Origin of the sequence: Burkholderia sp. 22313, from assembly GCF_052045245.1 — a bacterium.
Classification (GTDB): domain Bacteria; phylum Pseudomonadota; class Gammaproteobacteria; order Burkholderiales; family Burkholderiaceae; genus Burkholderia.
In genome coordinates this window covers 53,436-70,484 of the sequence record NZ_JBQEON010000013.1, presented here as the reverse complement: position 1 = coordinate 70,484, position 17,049 = coordinate 53,436, and the positions used below count along the sequence as shown (strand labels likewise).

General features: G+C 66.9%; 15 protein-coding genes. 11 read left to right on the top strand and 4 right to left on the bottom strand.

All coding sequences use genetic code 11. The features are described 5' to 3' along the window. The gene (tssE, locus tag ACTJKF_RS13200) at positions 1-426 is read left to right on the top strand and encodes a type VI secretion system baseplate subunit TssE (RefSeq protein WP_440623974.1); all 426 of its coding nucleotides are present in this window, start codon (positions 1-3) and stop codon (positions 424-426) included. Between the two features lie 82 nt (positions 427-508). Here tssE and ACTJKF_RS13195 read toward each other — a convergent pair whose 3' ends face one another. Beyond that, entirely contained in the window at positions 509-1,402 is an 894-nt protein-coding gene (locus tag ACTJKF_RS13195) for an NAD(P)H-binding protein (RefSeq protein WP_440623973.1), read from the bottom strand. A 285-nt stretch (positions 1,403-1,687) separates the two neighbouring features. After that, positions 1,688-2,593: a helix-turn-helix domain-containing protein gene (locus ACTJKF_RS13190; RefSeq protein ID WP_440623972.1), complete on the bottom strand. Its 906-nt coding sequence runs from the start codon at positions 2,591-2,593 to the stop codon at positions 1,688-1,690. Positions 2,594-2,784: 191 nt separating this feature from the next. Between ACTJKF_RS13190 and ACTJKF_RS13185 the strand changes: the two genes are divergently transcribed. Then, positions 2,785-3,003 (top strand): hypothetical protein, encoded by a 219-nt coding sequence (locus ACTJKF_RS13185; protein WP_440623971.1) that lies wholly within the window; start codon positions 2,785-2,787, stop codon positions 3,001-3,003. 60 nt (positions 3,004-3,063) lie between these two features. On the opposite strand, the gene ACTJKF_RS13180 is transcribed toward ACTJKF_RS13185, so the two are convergent. Continuing rightward, entirely contained in the window at positions 3,064-4,017 is a 954-nt protein-coding gene (locus ACTJKF_RS13180) for a LysR family transcriptional regulator (protein ID WP_440623970.1), read from the bottom strand. Between the two features lie 100 nt (positions 4,018-4,117). On the opposite strand from ACTJKF_RS13180, the gene ACTJKF_RS13175 reads away from it, so the two are divergent. Further along, positions 4,118-5,476 (top strand): NAD(P)/FAD-dependent oxidoreductase, encoded by a 1,359-nt coding sequence (locus ACTJKF_RS13175; protein ID WP_440623969.1) that lies wholly within the window; start codon positions 4,118-4,120, stop codon positions 5,474-5,476. Between the two features lie 327 nt (positions 5,477-5,803). Then, positions 5,804-6,238, top strand: a complete 435-nt coding sequence (locus tag ACTJKF_RS13170) for a phosphatase (RefSeq protein WP_440623968.1) — start codon at positions 5,804-5,806, stop codon at positions 6,236-6,238. A 192-nt stretch (positions 6,239-6,430) separates the two neighbouring features. On the opposite strand, the gene ACTJKF_RS13165 is transcribed toward ACTJKF_RS13170, so the two are convergent. Continuing rightward, positions 6,431-6,712 (bottom strand): transcriptional regulator, encoded by a 282-nt coding sequence (locus ACTJKF_RS13165; protein WP_440623967.1) that lies wholly within the window; start codon positions 6,710-6,712, stop codon positions 6,431-6,433. 591 nt (positions 6,713-7,303) lie between these two features. Between ACTJKF_RS13165 and ACTJKF_RS13160 the strand changes: the two genes are divergently transcribed. From ACTJKF_RS13160 to ACTJKF_RS13130, 7 genes are all read left to right on the top strand, one after another. Then, entirely contained in the window at positions 7,304-7,633 is a 330-nt protein-coding gene (locus ACTJKF_RS13160) for a hypothetical protein (RefSeq protein ID WP_440623966.1), read from the top strand. Between the two features lie 465 nt (positions 7,634-8,098). After that, entirely contained in the window at positions 8,099-9,745 is a 1,647-nt protein-coding gene (locus ACTJKF_RS13155; protein WP_440623965.1) for an EAL domain-containing protein, read from the top strand. A gap of 158 nt (positions 9,746-9,903) precedes the next feature. Then, on the top strand, positions 9,904-11,496 hold the full coding sequence (locus ACTJKF_RS13150; RefSeq protein ID WP_440623964.1) for a PAS domain-containing hybrid sensor histidine kinase/response regulator: 1,593 nt from the start codon (positions 9,904-9,906) through the stop codon (positions 11,494-11,496). 65 nt (positions 11,497-11,561) lie between these two features. Then, entirely contained in the window at positions 11,562-11,807 is a 246-nt protein-coding gene (locus tag ACTJKF_RS13145) for a hypothetical protein (protein WP_440623963.1), read from the top strand. Between the two features lie 80 nt (positions 11,808-11,887). Further along, on the top strand, positions 11,888-14,260 hold the full coding sequence (locus ACTJKF_RS13140; RefSeq protein ID WP_440623962.1) for a DNA polymerase II: 2,373 nt from the start codon (positions 11,888-11,890) through the stop codon (positions 14,258-14,260). A 501-nt stretch (positions 14,261-14,761) separates the two neighbouring features. Beyond that, the gene (locus ACTJKF_RS13135; RefSeq protein WP_440623961.1) at positions 14,762-16,828 is read left to right on the top strand and encodes an FUSC family protein; all 2,067 of its coding nucleotides are present in this window, start codon (positions 14,762-14,764) and stop codon (positions 16,826-16,828) included. Beyond that, positions 16,825-17,049 carry a DUF1656 domain-containing protein gene (locus tag ACTJKF_RS13130; protein WP_440623959.1) on the top strand — a complete coding sequence of 75 codons (225 nt, stop codon included), beginning with the start codon at positions 16,825-16,827 and terminating at the stop codon, positions 17,047-17,049. The genes ACTJKF_RS13135 and ACTJKF_RS13130 overlap by 4 nt, the downstream gene beginning before the upstream one ends.

Sequence of the window (17,049 nt, the reverse complement as noted above, 5' to 3'; positions counted from 1 at the left end):
ATGCAGGCGCGCCCTTCTCTCCATGACATGCTGCTCGGTCAGATCGGCGGTGAGCCGCTCGATACTTACGACGACCGGACACTCGAGTGCATCAGCGTCCAGCACAATGTGCAGCGCATCCTGAACTCGCGTGCCGGCGCGCTGAAACACCTGCCGGACTATGGTCTGCCGGATCTGACGAACATCTACAAGGCGCTGCCCGCGTCAGCCCATATGCTCAAGCAGCAGATGGAGGCGACGCTCCTGAAGTATGAGCCCCGCATCCGCTCCATCGACGTCGACATCCTCGACAACGATGATCCTGGCGTGCTGGTGAGTTTTGAAATGACGTGCCATCTGAAGAAGGCCGGACTCGTGCGATTCGGTACGTACTTCGAGCCGCCCGGGCGCATGTGGTTGAAACGCAGGACTTCGGGGCAAGGTTAAAGCGCGCCCTGAAGTCCGGACCGGGTTTCGCAACTTGCCAACCCGGTCTTTCAACATCAACTCCAGATAGCGGCTGCGTGCATCACACCCGCGCCGCCTGCTCGCGCACCAGCGCAGCGAGCGCCTCTGCCGGTGCCGTCGCACCATACACCCGCGCCGACACGCCGTCCTCCACATCGATCTGCCCCGCGTTGTGCACGTCGTACAAGTCAACGATCAGTTGCGCATGACGTTCGTTGAGTCCCGCGCGCAACAGCGTCGCAGTCCATGCATCGCGCGGCAGTTCACGCGCGACGATCGGACGATCGGCCGCCGCGCCGAGCATCTCCGCGATGTCGCGCACGCTCACGCGCCGCGGTCCTTCGATGCTGACGATACGCGGCTCGTTACCGAATTCAGTCCGATCGAGCAGCAACCGCGCCGCCGCGACACCCACATCGGGCGCCCAGACCGTCGGAAACCGCTTGTCGACCGGATGATGAAAACTCGGCAGCACGCCGGTTGCGAGCGCGACCGGCAGGATGCGCGTCCAGTTCTGCAGATGCTCGGCCGAACGCAACAACGTGAGTTGCGCCGGAACCGCCTTCAGGCTTTCTTCCAGACGATGAAAGAGCCGCGTGATACCCGTGTTGCCGTCGCGTTCCGCGCCGTAGTCCGACAACGCGAGCAACACCGGCGGCGGATTCGTGGCGAGCGCGCCGGTCACGATGTCGATCGTCCGCTCCATCGTCGCGGCCGGGTCGCTGTCGGCGACAGGCACCGGACACAGCATCTGCACGGCTTGGGCGCCGTCGATCGCCGCGGCAACCGAGCGTGCGTCGGTCAGGTCAGCGATCGCGACGTCGCAGCCGAGTTGCGCGAAGCGATCGCGCCGGCGTGGGTCGCGCAGCACCGCGCGCACCGGGTGGCCTGCGTGGCGCAGGGTCGTCGCAGTCGACAAGCCGACGTTGCCTGATGCTCCGAAAATCACGAACACGATTCGCTCCTGGGGGATGAAGGTGAGGGGATTGTCGGCGCGCACCGCCAACGTGGCGCGCACGGACGGATGCCCCGGACAGGAACGGATGACGGTTTTGGCGACGGCCGACGATGTCCGCTGCGCGGCAGGACCGGGCACTTCTCCAACAGGCCGCCGGACAATCGTCCTGGACCAGAGACCAACCTGGTGTTGCTGGCCAAGCTGGAGTAGTCCTGCGCGTGACGGAGAGCAGACTCGCCGGTCGGCGTCCCGCGCGGAGAAACCGTCTCGCGTGACGGTCGATCAGCGGTCCTCACCGCCGGAAGCGAGCCTCAATCCACCCCGCGCGCCCGACCGCGCGATCTCCGTCGGCGTTGCCCCAAGCACACGATTCATCCAGTTCGCCATGTGGCTCTGATGCGCGAACCCGGCTTCGAGCGCGATCTGGCTGATGCTGAGCCGCCCTTCGAGCAACAACGCCTTCGCGCGCTCGACCCGGCGCCGCACCACATACTGATGCACCGGCATCCCGAGCGTCTCGCGGAACAGCACCTTGAAATGCGGCACGCTGATCGACACGAGCGCCGCGAGTTCGGCCAGCGTCATCCGGCGCTCGAGGTTGGCCTCGACATAGTCGATCACGCGCGCCGCCGCTTTCGGCGCAAGCTCGCGCCGGCGCGCGCGAAACGCCGGCTGGCTGTCGACGAGCCGCGCGACCAGCGCCGTGCACAGGCTCTCCGCATAGAGCGGATCCGATGCGTCGTCGGCTTCGAGTTCGGCGGCCATCGCCCACGCGATGTGCTGCAGGCGCGGATCGCGCACCTGCAGCCGCCGGCGGATCTGCGCCTGCGACGGCTTCAGTTCGAGTTGCTCGAACGTGCGCCGCACGAAACTGTCGCTGAGCGCGATGTGCAGGATCCGGCAGTCGGCGCTGTCGGTCCACTGCCCCGGCAGGCCGGCAGGAATCACGTCGACGTCGCCGTGCGCCTGGATGCGCGACACGCGTTCGCCGTCGCACACGCAATCCGCGCGCACGGGCGAACCGATATGCACGCCGATGCGGTGGTGCTCGGCGGCCGGGATCCGGTACGTGCCCGCGCGAATTTCCAGCAGCGACGCGCCGAAGCCGCGCCAGCCAAGCCCGCGGCTGGAGCGCAGGCTGACCGGCACGCCGTTGTCGGCCGGCGCGGCGAGAATCGGATCGCTCATGGTTCCCCTCCACCAGATCGGGTGTCGAACGCGCATTGTGACGCTTTTCCGGGGCGCTTGCCGGCCTGAACGCCCGTTCCGGCGCCGCGCGGCAAAAGATCATCCGTTTGTGCTCAAGCCGATCCGTGCGTGCGCGCCAGCGGGCACCGACACGCCTACGATCGCCTCATCCGACACCTACGGAGCCCGTCATGCCCGTCTTGCCCGATTGCTGCCCGTCTCGCGCGACGCTCGCCGCGCCGCTACCGTCCGGCGCCGCCCGCACCACTTCCGGCCCCGTTTCCCGCGCTCGCTCCGGCAGCATCCGGGCGACGGTCGCCGCACGCTGCCTGCGTCTGCTCGGCTGGTACCGGCTCGAACGGCTGATCGCATCGATTCCCGACAGCAACGACGACTTCGGAATCGTTTAACCGCCGGCGCACACGCCCCGCGCGCGGCGCCCTCGTCCACCGGCTTGCGCATCCTTGCGCCTACTTGCGCCGCCGCTCGTGCGGCGCCACGGTCGCGCCGTCGATCACCGGCGCGCCCTGCTTGATCAGAAAGTCGCGGAACAGCCCCGTCACCTGCGAGATCCGCCGGTCGGCGAGCGTGACGACATACCATTCGCGCTCGATCGGATTGCCCGGAAACGGCAGTTGCCCCAGCAGCCCCGCGCGCAGCTCGAGTGCACACGCGTGCAACGACAGGAACGCGATGCCGAGCCCCGCTTCGGCCATTTGCTTGATCGCCTCGTTGCTCGACAGTTCGGAGCCCACATGGAACCGGTAGCCGGACGTCTTGAACAGGCTTTCGACCGTGGAACGCGTGCCCGCGCCGCGTTCCCGCACGAGCAGGTGCGCGGATTCGAGATCCTTCAGCGAGACGCGCTTGCGTTGCATGAGCGGATGGCCGGGCGCCGCGACGAACACCATCGGATGCTTAGCGAACTCGACCGCATGCGTGCGCAGCTCCTTCGGCGCGCTGCCCATCACCGCGAGATCGATTTCATGTGTCGCGAGCATGCGGATGATGTCGTCGCGATTACCGACCTTGAAATACGTCTTCACGTGCGGACGCGTCGCGGTGAACTTCACCAGCAGCGGCGGGATCAGGTATTCGGCCGTCGTGATCGCGCCGATCCGCAGCATGCCGCCGAGATCGCCGGTCAGTGCAGCCACTTCGTCGCCGGCCTCGCTCCACAGATGCAGGATCTCGCGCGCATAGCGCGACACGATTTCACCGGCGGCGGTCAGCTGCACGCCGCGCCCCACCCGCTGCAGCAATGCGGCGCCCACCGCCTCCTCGAGCAGGCGAACCTGCAGCGACACGGCCGGCTGCGTCAGGTTCAGCTCCTCGGCCGCGCGCGACACGCTGCCGAGCCGCGCAATCATGTCCAGCGCCTTCAGCTGCCGGAACGTCGCGGTCTTTCCTATAAGTGAATACATATGAGTCGCTTATAAACATTAAATTGTTCGAGTGGGTTCGAAACTATATCGTCGGTTCTTGAGCAATGTCATCCGAATCGTCATCAGCGGGAGCCACATCATGGACAACATCACGCCTATCCTTGCCACGGATCGCGCACCGCGCGTGCCGCGCATCGTGATCGTCGGCGGCGGCGCCGGCGGGCTGCAGCTCGCCACGCGCCTCGGCGACACGGTCGGGCGCCACGGGCATGCCGACGTCGTGCTCGTCGACCGCTACCCGACGCATTTCTGGAAGCCGCTGCTGCACGAAGCCGCATCCGGCCACCGCGATCCGGCCTCGCACACGATCGAATATGCCGCGCAGGCGAAGCGCCATGGCTTCCGTTTCGTGCAGGGCGCGCTGCAGCGGGTCGACCGCACGGCACGCACGGCGACGATCGCGGCGGTGCAGGACGCGGACGGCACGGAAATCCTGCCGCAGCGCGAACTCGGCTACGACGATCTCGTGCTGGCGGTCGGCAGCGTGACGAACTTCTTCAACGTGCCGGGCGCCGCGCGCCACGCGTTGCCGCTCGAAAACCTCGACCAGGCCGAGGATTTCCGCCGCAAGTTCCTCGCCGCCTGCACGAAGGCGAACCACCTGGCCGAGCAGCAGCCCGCGCGGCACGCGGCGCCGATCTGCATCAACGTGATCGGCGCGGGTGCGACGGGCGTCGAACTGGCCGCCGCATTGCGCCATGCGATCCAGCAGCTGACGACGTATCGCTTCAAGGCACTGGTGTCCGCGCGCGACGTGCACATCCGGCTGATCGAAGGCGGACCGCGCATCCTGCCGGCGCTCGATGAAAGACTGTCGGGGAAGATGCACGCGCGGTTGCGCGCGCTGAACGTCGACGTGCTGACGGATACGCGCGTCGCGCAAGTCGGTGCGGATGCGGTCACGACGGCGACGGGCGAGCGGCTCGCGAGCGACATCACGATCTGGGCGGCCGGCGTCGCGGGGCCCGCGATCCTGCGGGAACTGGGCGACATCGCGCTCAACCGGTCGAACCAGGTAATCGTGACCGACACGCTGCAGACGCCCGACGATCCGCACGTGTATGCGTTCGGCGACTGCGCCGCGTGCCCGTCGGCCGATGCCGGCGGGTTCCTGCCGCCGCGCGCGCAGGTCGCGCACCAGCAGGCCGTGTACCTGGGCGAAGCGCTCGCACGGCGCCTCGCCGGCAAGCCGGTGGCAGGCTTCACGTTCCGCGACGCGGGCACCGTCGTGTCGCTCGGCCGGGCGGGCGCCGTGTACCAGGCTGACGTCGGCGTGCGTTCGCGCTCGCTGATCGTCGACGGGCTCGCCGCGATCGGCCTGTACAAGTTCCTGTACCGCAAGCACCTGTTCAGCGTGGTCGGACTGAAGCGCGCACTGTTCCAGTCGCTGAGCCACTGGCTGCAAAGCCGCAACCAGCCGTCGATCAAGTTGCACTGATCCGGGCGCCGCCGGCGCGCGGCATCGCACGACGGCGTATCGGGCGCACCTTGCCCGATACGCCGTTTTTTTGTTTGCACGGATCCGGTGCATTCACATCGTGCGCACGTTTGGTGCATCGCATTGAAGGCCATCGATGCGATGCGCATCGTGCGGAAAGCCTCGCATTGCGCGCATCCGCGCCGGCCCTGGCTTGCCGCCCGATTCATTAGTCGAATCGTATGAGTCGGATATAAATATTAATTGGTTGCGTGTTCCGGATCGACGCTAAGGTGTATGGCATGCCCGTCCGCGAACGGATCGTCACGTCTCACGAGAGGAATCACCGTGGTCATCGAAGCCATCGTCACCCGTCTCGACGCAGCATTCGCGCAGATCGAAGCAACACCGGACTCGCACGAATCGCGCAACCAGCGCGATGCGATCATCCAGTGGCTCGACAGTGCATCGGAACAAGGATATCGACTCGGCCTCGTCACGACGCTGCCGGCCGCCCGGCTCAGCGACATGTTCGAAGGCCAGTTCGGCCGCGCGAACCTCGACCGCTTCTCGGTCGTCGTGACCGATTCCAATCAGCAGGAATCCGTATCAAAACAGCATCCATTCGACGTTGCGCTGCAGGCGCTCGGCGTGCCGCCCGAGCGCGCGGTGGCCGTCGCGAGCAGCGAACCGGAACGCCGCGAAGCCGAGACGTTCGGCCTGTCGCGTTGCGTCCGCATCACCGACACGGTGCGATCGATCGCATCGGCAGGCGTTCACTGACCTGAACCCCTGCGTCCGCGCGAGCCCGGCGGCCTCGCGCGCATGATCACGCGGCTTCGCGACGCGGCGTTCTGCATGCCACGCGTCGGTAAGCGTTCCATCAGTGACGTCAGCGTCTCCGCAACCGTCGAATGCAACGGTCATCCCGACGTGCATCGACACATCGACGTGTGCGCGGGCCTTCGTGCTGCGTCAATGCTGTACTGCCGCGCCCGTGCGTACCGCCCGCGCTGCCTTGGGCTTCGCGGCGGCCGGCCCCTTCGGATCGGCGCTATCCGCATGTTGAACCTTCGACACCTTCGCCGCCGCCGCGTGCGTCTTTGACACAGGCTTCACGCCGGCATGCGCCGCGGCCGGCGCGTTCGACCGCAAGCGAACGGTTTGCGGCCCCGGCTTCACGGCCGCCGCACCGCTCGCCGCCACGGGCGGATGCTTGACCTGGTGTGCGTATTCCTTGACATCGTGGTCGCTCATCCACGATTCCGTGTAAGCCGCCGATGCCGGATGCGACAGATTGAAATAGGCAACCGATGCCACGAGAAACGCACGAATATGGGTGCGACGATTGAATGCGGTAATGACGAATGCTCCTTGCGATCTGGCTTGACGCGCCGCGTCGGCGGCGCCGTGGCGGCACGATAAAGGAGCGCATTGCGCATCGCAAGCGCAGACGCGGAATTCAAACGATTCTTAACGTTTGAAACAATTGATCCGGTGCGTGCAAGTCAATCACGCACGGTGTTCGGCCATATGACGCGCATCGCAGCCATGACGCGAGCGATGCGTCAACGGCGTGTCGAATGCGTATTCGAACCCGCTCGGCAGCCACCCGATCGCTTCGGTATGCAAAAAGAAGCGATACGAAATCGGCGGCAAGCGGGATGCCTGGCCGTACCGGCGATAAATCGCGCAGCAACATGCCGCCGAATGCGTTCAGCAGCGGCTACGCGGCTCGCGATCGCGGTCGGCCGGCGAGATCGGCGCGCCATCGGAACGCCACAGCCGTTGACGCCGCCGAACTCGGCCCGGCCGGCGAGGTCGAACGAACATCGCCGGAGAGTCCCCATGAAACGCATCGCCCCGCTCGCCATCCTGACTCTGCTCGCCGCCGCCAGCTTGCCGGCCGCCGCCGGCACGCGTTCGGGCAGCGCTGCCGCGCCGGTTCCGCAGCAAGCGCAAAACTGCGTGCCGTCCTCCGCGTCTTCCACGTCCTCCCCTTCGTCCGGCACGTCGCCCGACTCCCGTTCTGCATCAAAAGCCCCGCCGATCCGCGTATGCGTCGGCGATTCCGGCACGCAGCTGAACCTGCCCTGGTTTCTGACCGACATCCTCACGGCCGTGGACACGCACCAATCGCCCCGCGACCTGCTCCACAAGATGCGCAACGACTTCTGACGCGTGACCGTCCCGACCGATGAAGCGGGCCGGTCATTCTGACCGGACCTTCCCCGAGCCGGAAAAAAAGAAACCCGCTTGATGCGGGTTGAGCGACGTTCGCTGCGGATCATGGAGAAATCGCGGCAATACCGCGTTGTGCGAATATTTCTTGGTGATAGTCAATCACAAAATCACACCATTTGTTGATTAACAATATTTCGCAATCGCGCGCCGCGCCTTATACTTGCCGCGCACCTTCCTCGTGCCAAGAGACGGTGTCTTTCTGTCCCGACCGCACTCCGATGCGGTCGGGTTTTTTTCGGTACGCCATATCAATATACATACATGATTGATGTATGTTATCGAGAAATGCGCCGAATCCAGCGCCCCCGCCGCGATGACGCTTCTTGCGTGTCGTGAGCGTAGAATCGATTCGCGTCCCGACGTCGGCGCCAACCGCGGTGCCCCGGCCGGGCACGGCGAGTGCTTCGCACCCGTTCATCGACCGGTTCGACCTGCATTCCCATGGGAACAACAACAAGCGCAACCCGAGGAACGTCCACGCCCACGCCGAGCCGGAAGCCCGTCTTCCAGCGCAGCAGCGCGTGGCTGCATATCGTCTTCCCGGTTGCCCTGATCGTCTGCATTCTCGTCCTCGTGGCCGCGCTCGTCGTGGCCGAACGCGTGGCGCGCAGCTCGATCGCACGGCACGAACGCGTGGTCGCGAACGACATCGTGCTGTCGGTCAACCGCATCCTCGACGGCGTTCGCTCGCGGCACCCGAACGAGCTGACCGCGCTGGTCGGGCGGCCCTGCACGACGGTGTTCAGAACGCTCGCCGAAATCGGCACTCGCCTTCGCTATCTTCGCGCCGTCGCGCTGGTCAACGACGGTCGCGTCACCTGCTCGTCGGCACTGGGCGCGATCGACGTCCCGCTCGACGCGTATCTGCACGCGCCGGAACCGGGGGCCACGGCCGTCACGCTGCTTCAGCAGACCCCGTTTCAGCATCGCGTGCCCGTGCTCGCGGTATTTCGGGCGACCGCGTCCGGATCGGGCGTCCTGTATCTGATCGAAGGCGACTACGTGGCCGACATGCTCGCGCATGGTGCCCGCCTGGGCGCGGAAACGGCCACGCTGTCGGTCAACGGCGCGGGCGGCCTCGATCAGCAGGGCGCGTTCATGCCGGCGTTCCGCGCGGCTCCGTCGGCGGGCAGCACGATCGCCTCGCACGCCTGGCCGTTCCGGGTCTCGGTAGCCGCTTCGGCCCCATACGTGTCCCAGGTGCTGCGGCAAGACCGGCTGATCTGCATCACGATCGCGCTGCTGGTGAACGGCCTCGTCGCGGCCGCCTACCTGCTCGCCATGGCGCCGCGCCGGCTGTTGCTGAAAGCCGTCAGCCAGGCGCTCAAGCGCAACGAGTTCCACGTCGTGTACCAGCCGATCGTCGACGTCGATACGCGCAGGACCGTGGGCGTCGAAGCGCTGCTGCGCTGGCACCATCCGAAATGGGGGGCCATCAGCCCGGCCGTGTTCGTCCCGCAGGTCGAATCGAGTGCGATCCTGCCGAAGGTGACCGAATTCGTGCTGCGCACGGCCGTATCCGAGCTGACCGACATCGTGCCGTCGATGCCGCTGCGCATCGCGATCAACGTCGCGCCGAAGGATCTCGATCGCCCGCACTTCGTGTCCGTCGTCGAAGAGACGATTCGGCAGCTTCCGCCCGGCTTCACGCTGGTGCTCGAAGTGACCGAGCGCATGCTGCTCGAAAAGAACGCGCGCACCACCGCGATGTTTGCCGCGCTGCGCGCGACGGGCGCGAAATTCGCGATCGACGACTTCGGCACGCATCACAGCAATCTCGACATGCTGTCGCGCTTTCCGTTCGACTACGTGAAAATCGATCGCCAGTTCATCGCGCAACTGACGACGGGCAATGCCGGATTGATCGAAGGGATCGCGGCCGTCGCGCATCACTACGACCTGAAGATCATCGCGGAGGGCGTGGAGACGGAAGAGCAGCATCGCGCGCTGCAGGCCGTCGGGATCCAGTATGCGCAGGGCTACCTGTATCAGCGGCCGCAGCGGCCCGAACACCTGAAGCGGGCGTGCGCGCCGATGCCGGCCTGAGCGCTGCCCGGCGCGCCATCAGGCACTCGGCCCCCCTTTGATTCCGCGCTGCCCGGCAGCTATCCTGTACGCGACCCCGATCGCCGGGCGACCGGGCATGACCTCATCGCGCTGTCATGGAATACGCAGCGCAACCGCTACGTTGAACGAGTGTCCCGATGACGCCAGACCAGCCGCAACCCATCCTTCCGGACGGCCAGCCCGCAGCGCACGATCAGTCGCTGCTCGACCGCTACGCGGAGCTCCGCTTCCAGACCGTCGTCGCGTCGATTACCGACTACGCCGTCTTCATGCTCGACCCGCAGGGCAACGTCGCGACGTGGAACGCGGGCGCGGAACGTATCAAGGGCTACCGGATGGACGAGATCGTCGGCAGCCACTTCTCGCGTTTCTACCCGGCCGATGCGATCGCGGCGGGCCGCCCGGCGCACGCGCTCGAAGCCGCCGCCGCGTACGGCCACTTCCAGGACGAGAGCTGGCGCCTGCGCAAGGACGGCTCGCGCTTCTGGGCCAGCGTGACGATCACGGCCGTGCGCGACGAATCGAACGCACTGCGCGGCTTCATCAAGATCACGCGCGACATGACTGAACACAAGCGCGTCGAGGCGCTCGAAGCGGCCACGCAGCGGCTCGACGTCTTCATCGCGACGCTCGCGCACGAGCTGCGCAACCAGCTTGCGCCGCTGCGGCACACGATCGGGATCCTCCGCAGCCTGCCACCGTCCGAACTGGGCCCGGCGCTCACGCAATGCAAGGACATCGCCGATCGCCAGATCGAGCAGCTCGTGCGGCTCGTCGACGATCTGCTCGACATCGGGCGCATCAAGTCCGACAAGCTCGAACTGAGGGAAGCGCCGCTGAACGTGCGCGATATCGTGTACCGGAGCGTGCAGGGTATTCAACCGAAAGTCGACGCGCGCGGACAGCAGATTCTCGTGCACCTGCCGCCCGGGCCGGTGATCGTGCATGGCGACGACGCGCGGCTCGTGCAGGTGCTGTACAACCTGCTCGACAACGCGTCGAAGTACTCGCCGAACGACGAGCGCATCGAGGTCCACGTGCGCACCGAAGGGAAGGTCGTTGCGATCGAGGTGGTCGATCGCGGGATCGGCATCGCGCCCGGCGCGCAGGAGTCGATCTTCAAGCTGTTCGAACAGGAGAACATCGCAGAGCGCCACGCACCGGGCGGGCTCGGGCTCGGCCTCGCGATCTGCCGCAAATTCGTCGACCTGCACGGCGGCAGCGTCACGGCCGACAGTGCCGGCCTCGGCAAGGGGTCGTCGTTTACCGTGCGGCTGCCGGCCGCGCAGCCGGATCCTGCGGTCGAAGCCGCGCAGACGGCGCCGGCGCGATCGCCCGCGCATGCGCTGCGCATCCTGATCGTCGACGACAACCGCGAATCGGCCGACACGCTCGGCCTCCTGCTGCAGATCAAGGGCCACACCGCTCGCGTCGCGTACCACGCACGCGACGCGCTGCCGCTTGCCAGCGAGTTCGCGCCGCACCTGATGCTGATCGATCTGGGCATGCCGGACATCAGCGGCTTCGAGCTGCTCCAGGCGCTGAAGGCGAGCGGCACCGTCCCCGATGCGTTCCATGTCGCGCTGTCCGGTCATGCCCACGCGTCCGACCGCAAGGAAACCGCGGACGCCGGCTTCCACGATCATTTCCCGAAGCCGATTCCGATCGATGCGCTCGATGACTTGCTGGTGCGCGTCGAGGACGATGCGCGGCGCCGCGGCCGGCTGTAGCCATGGACGCGCCGGCTGCGATTCTGCTGCGCACGGCACATTCGCATCGGTATCGAGGCAGTCTCGTGACGGCGGACCACGCGACGCCGCACATCGCGACACCGCACACCGCGGTGCCCGAATTCGCGGACGGCTCGGGTGCAGCGGCGACGCTGTCGCAACCGGACGACGACGACGACGCGCTCGCACTCGCGGTGGACGCGTACCTGACGCAGAAACGCCATGTGGCCATCGCGCGCCGCTGGCTGCTGCGGCCGGTCGACACGACGCGCACCGCGTGGCGCGTCGCGCGGCGGCTTCCTGCCATCTGATGCCGGCAGCGCCGCGTTCGGCGGGAACCGCGCGCAAGCGCTAAAATCCGCCGCCTGGGCATCCACGACGAGCAAGCGTTTTGACGGAGTTCGAGCAGGGTTTCATCCTCACCCGCCACTGGCGGGACACCGCGTCCGGCATCGAGATCGAGTTCTGGCTGGCAACCGAACACGGCCCGCGCCGCGTGCGGTTGCGCCCGCAGGAAGCCGTCGCGTTCGTGCCGGCCGAGCAGCAGGCGCTCGCCGAACGCGCGCTCGCCGGCGAACGCGAAGCCGAACTGCGCCCGCTCGCGCTGCGCGACTTCCGCCAGCGCGCGGTGGCCGGCCTCTACTGCCGCCGCTACCGCCATCTGTCCGGACTCCAGAAGCGTCTCTCCGCGGCCGGCGTCGACGTCTACGAAGCCGACGTGCAACCGCCCGACCGCTACACGATGGAACGCTTCATCACGGCGCCCGTGCTGTTTCGCGGCACGGCCGGCCGCGACGGCACGCTGACCGACGGCGAACTGAAACCCGCGAGCGGCTATCGCCCGACACTGCGCTGCGTGTCCCTCGACATCGAGACGAGCGTTCACGGCGAGCTGTATTCGATCGCGCTGGAGGGCTGCGGACAGCGGCAGGTCTATATGCTCGGCCCGCCGAACGGCGATGCGCAGGCCGTCGATTTCCGCCTCGACTACTGCGACAGCCGGGCCGGGATCCTCACGCGGCTCAACGACTGGTTTGCCGAACACGACCCCGATGCGGTCATCGGCTGGAACCTCGTGCAGTTCGACCTGCGCATCCTGCATGCGCACGCGGAGCAATACGGCGTGCCGCTGAAACTCGGTCGCGGCGGCAGCGTGCTCGACTGGCGCGCGCATGGTCAACAACCCGACCATTTCTTCGCGGGTGCGGCCGGCCGCCTGATTCTCGACGGCATCGACATGCTCAAATCGGCGACGTGGACGTTTCCGTCGTTCAGCCTCGAATACGTGTCGCAATCGCTGCTCGGCGAAGGCAAGTCGATCGACAATCCGTATCAGCGGATGGACGAAATCCAGCGCCGCTTCGATCACGACAAGCCCGCGCTCGCGCACTACAACCTGAAGGACTGCGAACTCGTCATGCGCATCTTCGACAAGGCCGACCTGCTGTCGTTCGCGCTCGAACGCGCGACCGTCACCGGCCTCGCGGCCGACCGCACGGGCGGCTCGGTCGCCGCGTTCACGCACCTGTACCTGCCGCGCATGCACCGGCTCGGCTACGTCGCGCCGAACCTCGGCGACGTGACGGGCCAGAACAGCCCCGGCGGCTTCGTGATGGATTCACGGCCCGGGCTGTACGACTCGGTGCTCGTGTTCGACTACAAGAGCCTGTATCCGTCGATCATCCGCACGTTCCTGATCGATCCGGCCGGCCTGATCGAAGGGCTCGCGCATCCGGGCGACGACACGTCGGTGCCCGGCTTTCTCGGCGCACGCTTCTCGCGCACCGCGCATTGCCTGCCCGACATCGTGCGGCGCGTGTCGGAAGGCCGCGACGAAGCGAAGCGCCAGCGCAACGCGCCGCTGTCGCAGGCGCTGAAGATCATCATGAATTCGTTCTACGGCGTGCTCGGCTCGACCGGCTGCCGGTTCTTCGATCCGCGCCTCGCGTCGTCGATCACGATGCGCGGCCACGAGATCATGCATCGCACGCGCGAGCTGATCGAGGCGCAGGGTTACGAAGTCATCTACGGCGACACCGATTCGACCTTCGTGTGGCTCGGGCGCGAGCACGACGACGACGCGGCAGCCACCCAGGGCCACGCGCTCGTCGAGCACGTCAACCGCTGGTGGCACGCGCACCTGCGCGACCGCTTCGGGCTGGAGAGCGCGCTCGAACTGCAGTACGAGCGGCATTACCGCCGCTTCCTGATGCCGACCGTGCGCGGCGCGGAAGAAGGCAGCAAGAAGCGCTATGCGGGCCTCGCGCGCGCGGCGCATGGCGGCGAAGACCTCGTGTTCAAGGGGCTCGAAACGGTGCGCACCGACTGGACGCCGCTCGCGCAGGCATTCCAGCGCGAGCTCTATCGGCGTGTGTTCAAACGCGAGCCGTACCAGGACTTCATTCGCGACTACGTGCGGCGCACGCTCGCCGGCGAATACGACGCGCAACTGATCTATCGCAAGCGGGTGCGGCGGCCTTTGAGCGAATATCAACGCAACGTGCCGCCGCATGTGCGTGCCGCACGGATCGCGGACGAATTCAACCACGCACGGGGCCGGCCGCTCCAGTACCAGCGCGGCGGCTGGATCAGCTACGTGATGACGACGGCCGGCCCGGAACCGCTCGAGACCATGCGCTCGCCGATCGACTACGCGTTCTACGTGAGCCGCCAGCTGCAGCCGGTGGCCGATGCGATCCTGCCGTTCCTGCGCGACGATTTCGAACGCGTGATTTCCGGACAGGGCCAATTGTTCGGCGACTGACGGCACGGCGACGCGGTGGCATCGCGTGCGCCGATATCGTCGTACGGTTGCGCTCGCAACCGCGTCGCGCCCCCATTTCTCGTCGGATGGCGCGCCCCATGATCGGCAATCAAGCCGCCTCGCGCCTCGAGCGATAAGTAAAACCGATCGACCCGGTCGGAAATCCGACTTGGACGCCGCGCGCGCCGCGGCGCACAATTTCGCGCATCGCAATCGAATGAAACCCTGATCCTTCGCAACCGAGTTTTCGTGGCACCCGCAGTTATCGATGTGGCCTCGCCATGCGCTTGAATAAAAAGGAAAAGGCGCGCACGCCGTGCTTGAAATGCCTGCAAGAACCATCCGCCCCGTGTGGTCTGCCCCGTCCACACGCCCCGCCTTCCCCCGCCTTCGTGCATCCCGCATACCGGCGCGGCACGACATGACGTGCGGCACGCCGCCGCCGACGCCGTAACGCAGTCGCAGCAACGCTCTCCGCCCGTCTCGCCCAAGGAAACCGACGTGTCGCAAGCCACTGTCGCGCCGCTACGGCCGCGCGATCGATTCTCTATCGATCCAAGAAAACTCCTTTTCTCGATCAGCACTTTCATCGCAGCCGCGCTTGTGCTGCTGATCTCGTTTACCGTCAGCTTCCCGCGTCCGTGGTGGGCGCTGCTGACGGTCTACGTGACCGCGCAGCCGATGGCCGGCGCGTTCCGCCCGAAGACGATCTACCGGCTCGCGGGCATCGCCGCGGGTGCGGTGGTGACGGTCATGGTCGCACCCAATCTGCAGAACTCGCCGGTGCTGCTGGTGCTGTGCCTCGCGCTGTGGATCGGCTTCTGCATCTATCTCGCGGTGCTCGACCGCACGCCGCGCGCGTTCCTGTTCCAGATGGCCGCGTTCAGTTCGGCGGTGATCTGCTTTCCGTATCTCGACGATCCGACCAACATCTTCATCACCGCGGTGTCGCGCGTCGAGGAAATGACGGTGGCGATCCTGTGCGTGACGATCACGCACATGCTGCTGAAGCCGTCGAACAGCCGGCCGGTGATTCACGAGCGCGCGCTGTCGTTTCTCGGCGATGCGTGCCGCTGGACGGCCGACGCGTTCGGCACGCACCACGCGCGGCTCGAGCACGAGCATCGCCGCAAGCTCGCGGCCGACGTCACCGAGCTCGGGATGATCGCGACGACGCTGCCGTTCGACCAGCGCTTCGCGCTCGCGACGCGCGATACCGTCACCGCGTTGCAGCACCGCCTCGCCGCCCTGCTGTCGATCGCGTCGGCTGCCGCGAACCGGCTCGACCAGTTGCGCTCGCTGAACGCGGTCGATGCGGAAACCACCGCGCTCGTCAATGCGGTGATCGACGACCTGCACGCGTCGCAGGAAGTCGGCGAGGCGCTCGACGCCGGCCTCGCCGCGCGCTGCCGCACGCTGGCCGCCGAGCGCCTGCTCGATCCGACCTGGACGTCGCTGCTCGCCGCGAACCTGTTCGACCGCACCGCCGATTTCATCGATACGCTGCATGCGGCGCGCGGGCTGGTGCGCACCTTCGCGGAAAGCGATGCCGAACTCGAGCGCCACCTGCCGCCGGTCGACAGCACGCACCGCTTCAAGCTCGCGCGCGATCACGGCCTCGCGCTGCTCGCGGGCGCCGCGACGACCACCGCGATCATCATCTACTGCGCGGTGTGGATCCTGCTGGCCTGGCCGAACGGTTCGGCGACCGCCGCGTTCGCCGCGCTCGTCACCTGCTCGTTCGCCGCGCAGGACGACCCCGCGCCGGTGATCGGCCGCTACCTCGTGTCGACGCTCGTCACCTTTCCGCTGGCCGCGCTGTACCTGTTCGCGATCCTGCCGCGTGTCGACGGCGCCGGGATGCTGATCCTGACGCTCGCACCGGCCTTCATCTGGATGGGCTACATCCAGGCCGATCCCGCGCGCACCGCTCGCGCGCTCCCGATGTTCTCCTGCTTCATCGTCGCCATGGGCTTTCTCGACCGTTTCCAGGCCGACTTCGCGCTGTTCCTCAATACGGGGCTCGCGCAGGTCGGCGGCATCGTCACGACGCTGGTCGTGACCAAACTGTTCCGCTCGGCCAGCACGCGCTGGACCGCCTACCGGATCGTGCGCCAGAACTGGGCCGATCTCGCGCAGATGGCCGATCCGCACCGGCCGCTCGACGCGCCGACGTGGACGGCCCGTGCAGTCGACCGGCTCGGCCAGGTCGCCGCACGGATGGCGTTCGCGAATCAGGGCGACGCGCTGCATGCGGTCGACGGGCTGAGCGACCTGCGCATCGGCCGCAACATCATCCAGGTGCGCGAAGGGCTCGACAAGGGCGATGCGCAGACGCGCGACGCCATCGAAGCCGCGCTCGAGGAAGTGTCGAACCTGTATCGCGCACGCGCCGACGCGCACCATCCGATTCCGGCCAGCGCACCGCTGATGCGCGCGCTGAACCGCGCGATCGGCGCGGCCGCGCGCAATACCACCGGCCGCGACGACGCCACGCTGCTCGCGCTGGTCGGCATGCGCTGCAACCTGTTCCCGCATGTGCAACTCGTCGAAGGAACGACGCGATGATCGAAGAAATCCACATTTTCGGCATCTACATGCCGTCCGCGCTCGCCTGGGCCGTCGTGGCGCTGGCCGTCACGTTCCTGCTGCGCGGCGTGCTGGTGCGCCTGCCGCTGCGCGTGCTGCTGTGGCAACCCGCGCTGCTCGAACTCGCGGCCTTCTTCCTGCTGTGGTGGGGCATCGCCCGTCTCGCCGACGCCTATTTCCCGTATCGCCTCCTCTCCTGA

Coding starts and splice junctions, on each gene's coding strand:
- ACTJKF_RS13150 (WP_440623964.1), top strand. CDS start 9,904: ATGACGCCAGACCAGCCGCAACCCATCCTTCCGGACGGCCAGCCCGCA.
- ACTJKF_RS13160 (WP_440623966.1), top strand. CDS start 7,304: ATGAAACGCATCGCCCCGCTCGCCATCCTGACTCTGCTCGCCGCCGCC.
- ACTJKF_RS13175 (WP_440623969.1), top strand. CDS start 4,118: ATGGACAACATCACGCCTATCCTTGCCACGGATCGCGCACCGCGCGTG.
- ACTJKF_RS13180 (WP_440623970.1), bottom strand. CDS start 4,017: ATGTATTCACTTATAGGAAAGACCGCGACGTTCCGGCAGCTGAAGGCG.
- ACTJKF_RS13185 (WP_440623971.1), top strand. CDS start 2,785: ATGCCCGTCTTGCCCGATTGCTGCCCGTCTCGCGCGACGCTCGCCGCG.
- ACTJKF_RS13190 (WP_440623972.1), bottom strand. CDS start 2,593: ATGAGCGATCCGATTCTCGCCGCGCCGGCCGACAACGGCGTGCCGGTC.
- ACTJKF_RS13130 (WP_440623959.1), top strand. CDS start 16,825: ATGATCGAAGAAATCCACATTTTCGGCATCTACATGCCGTCCGCGCTC.
- ACTJKF_RS13165 (WP_440623967.1), bottom strand. CDS start 6,712: ATGAGCGACCACGATGTCAAGGAATACGCACACCAGGTCAAGCATCCG.
- tssE (WP_440623974.1), top strand. CDS start 1: ATGCAGGCGCGCCCTTCTCTCCATGACATGCTGCTCGGTCAGATCGGC.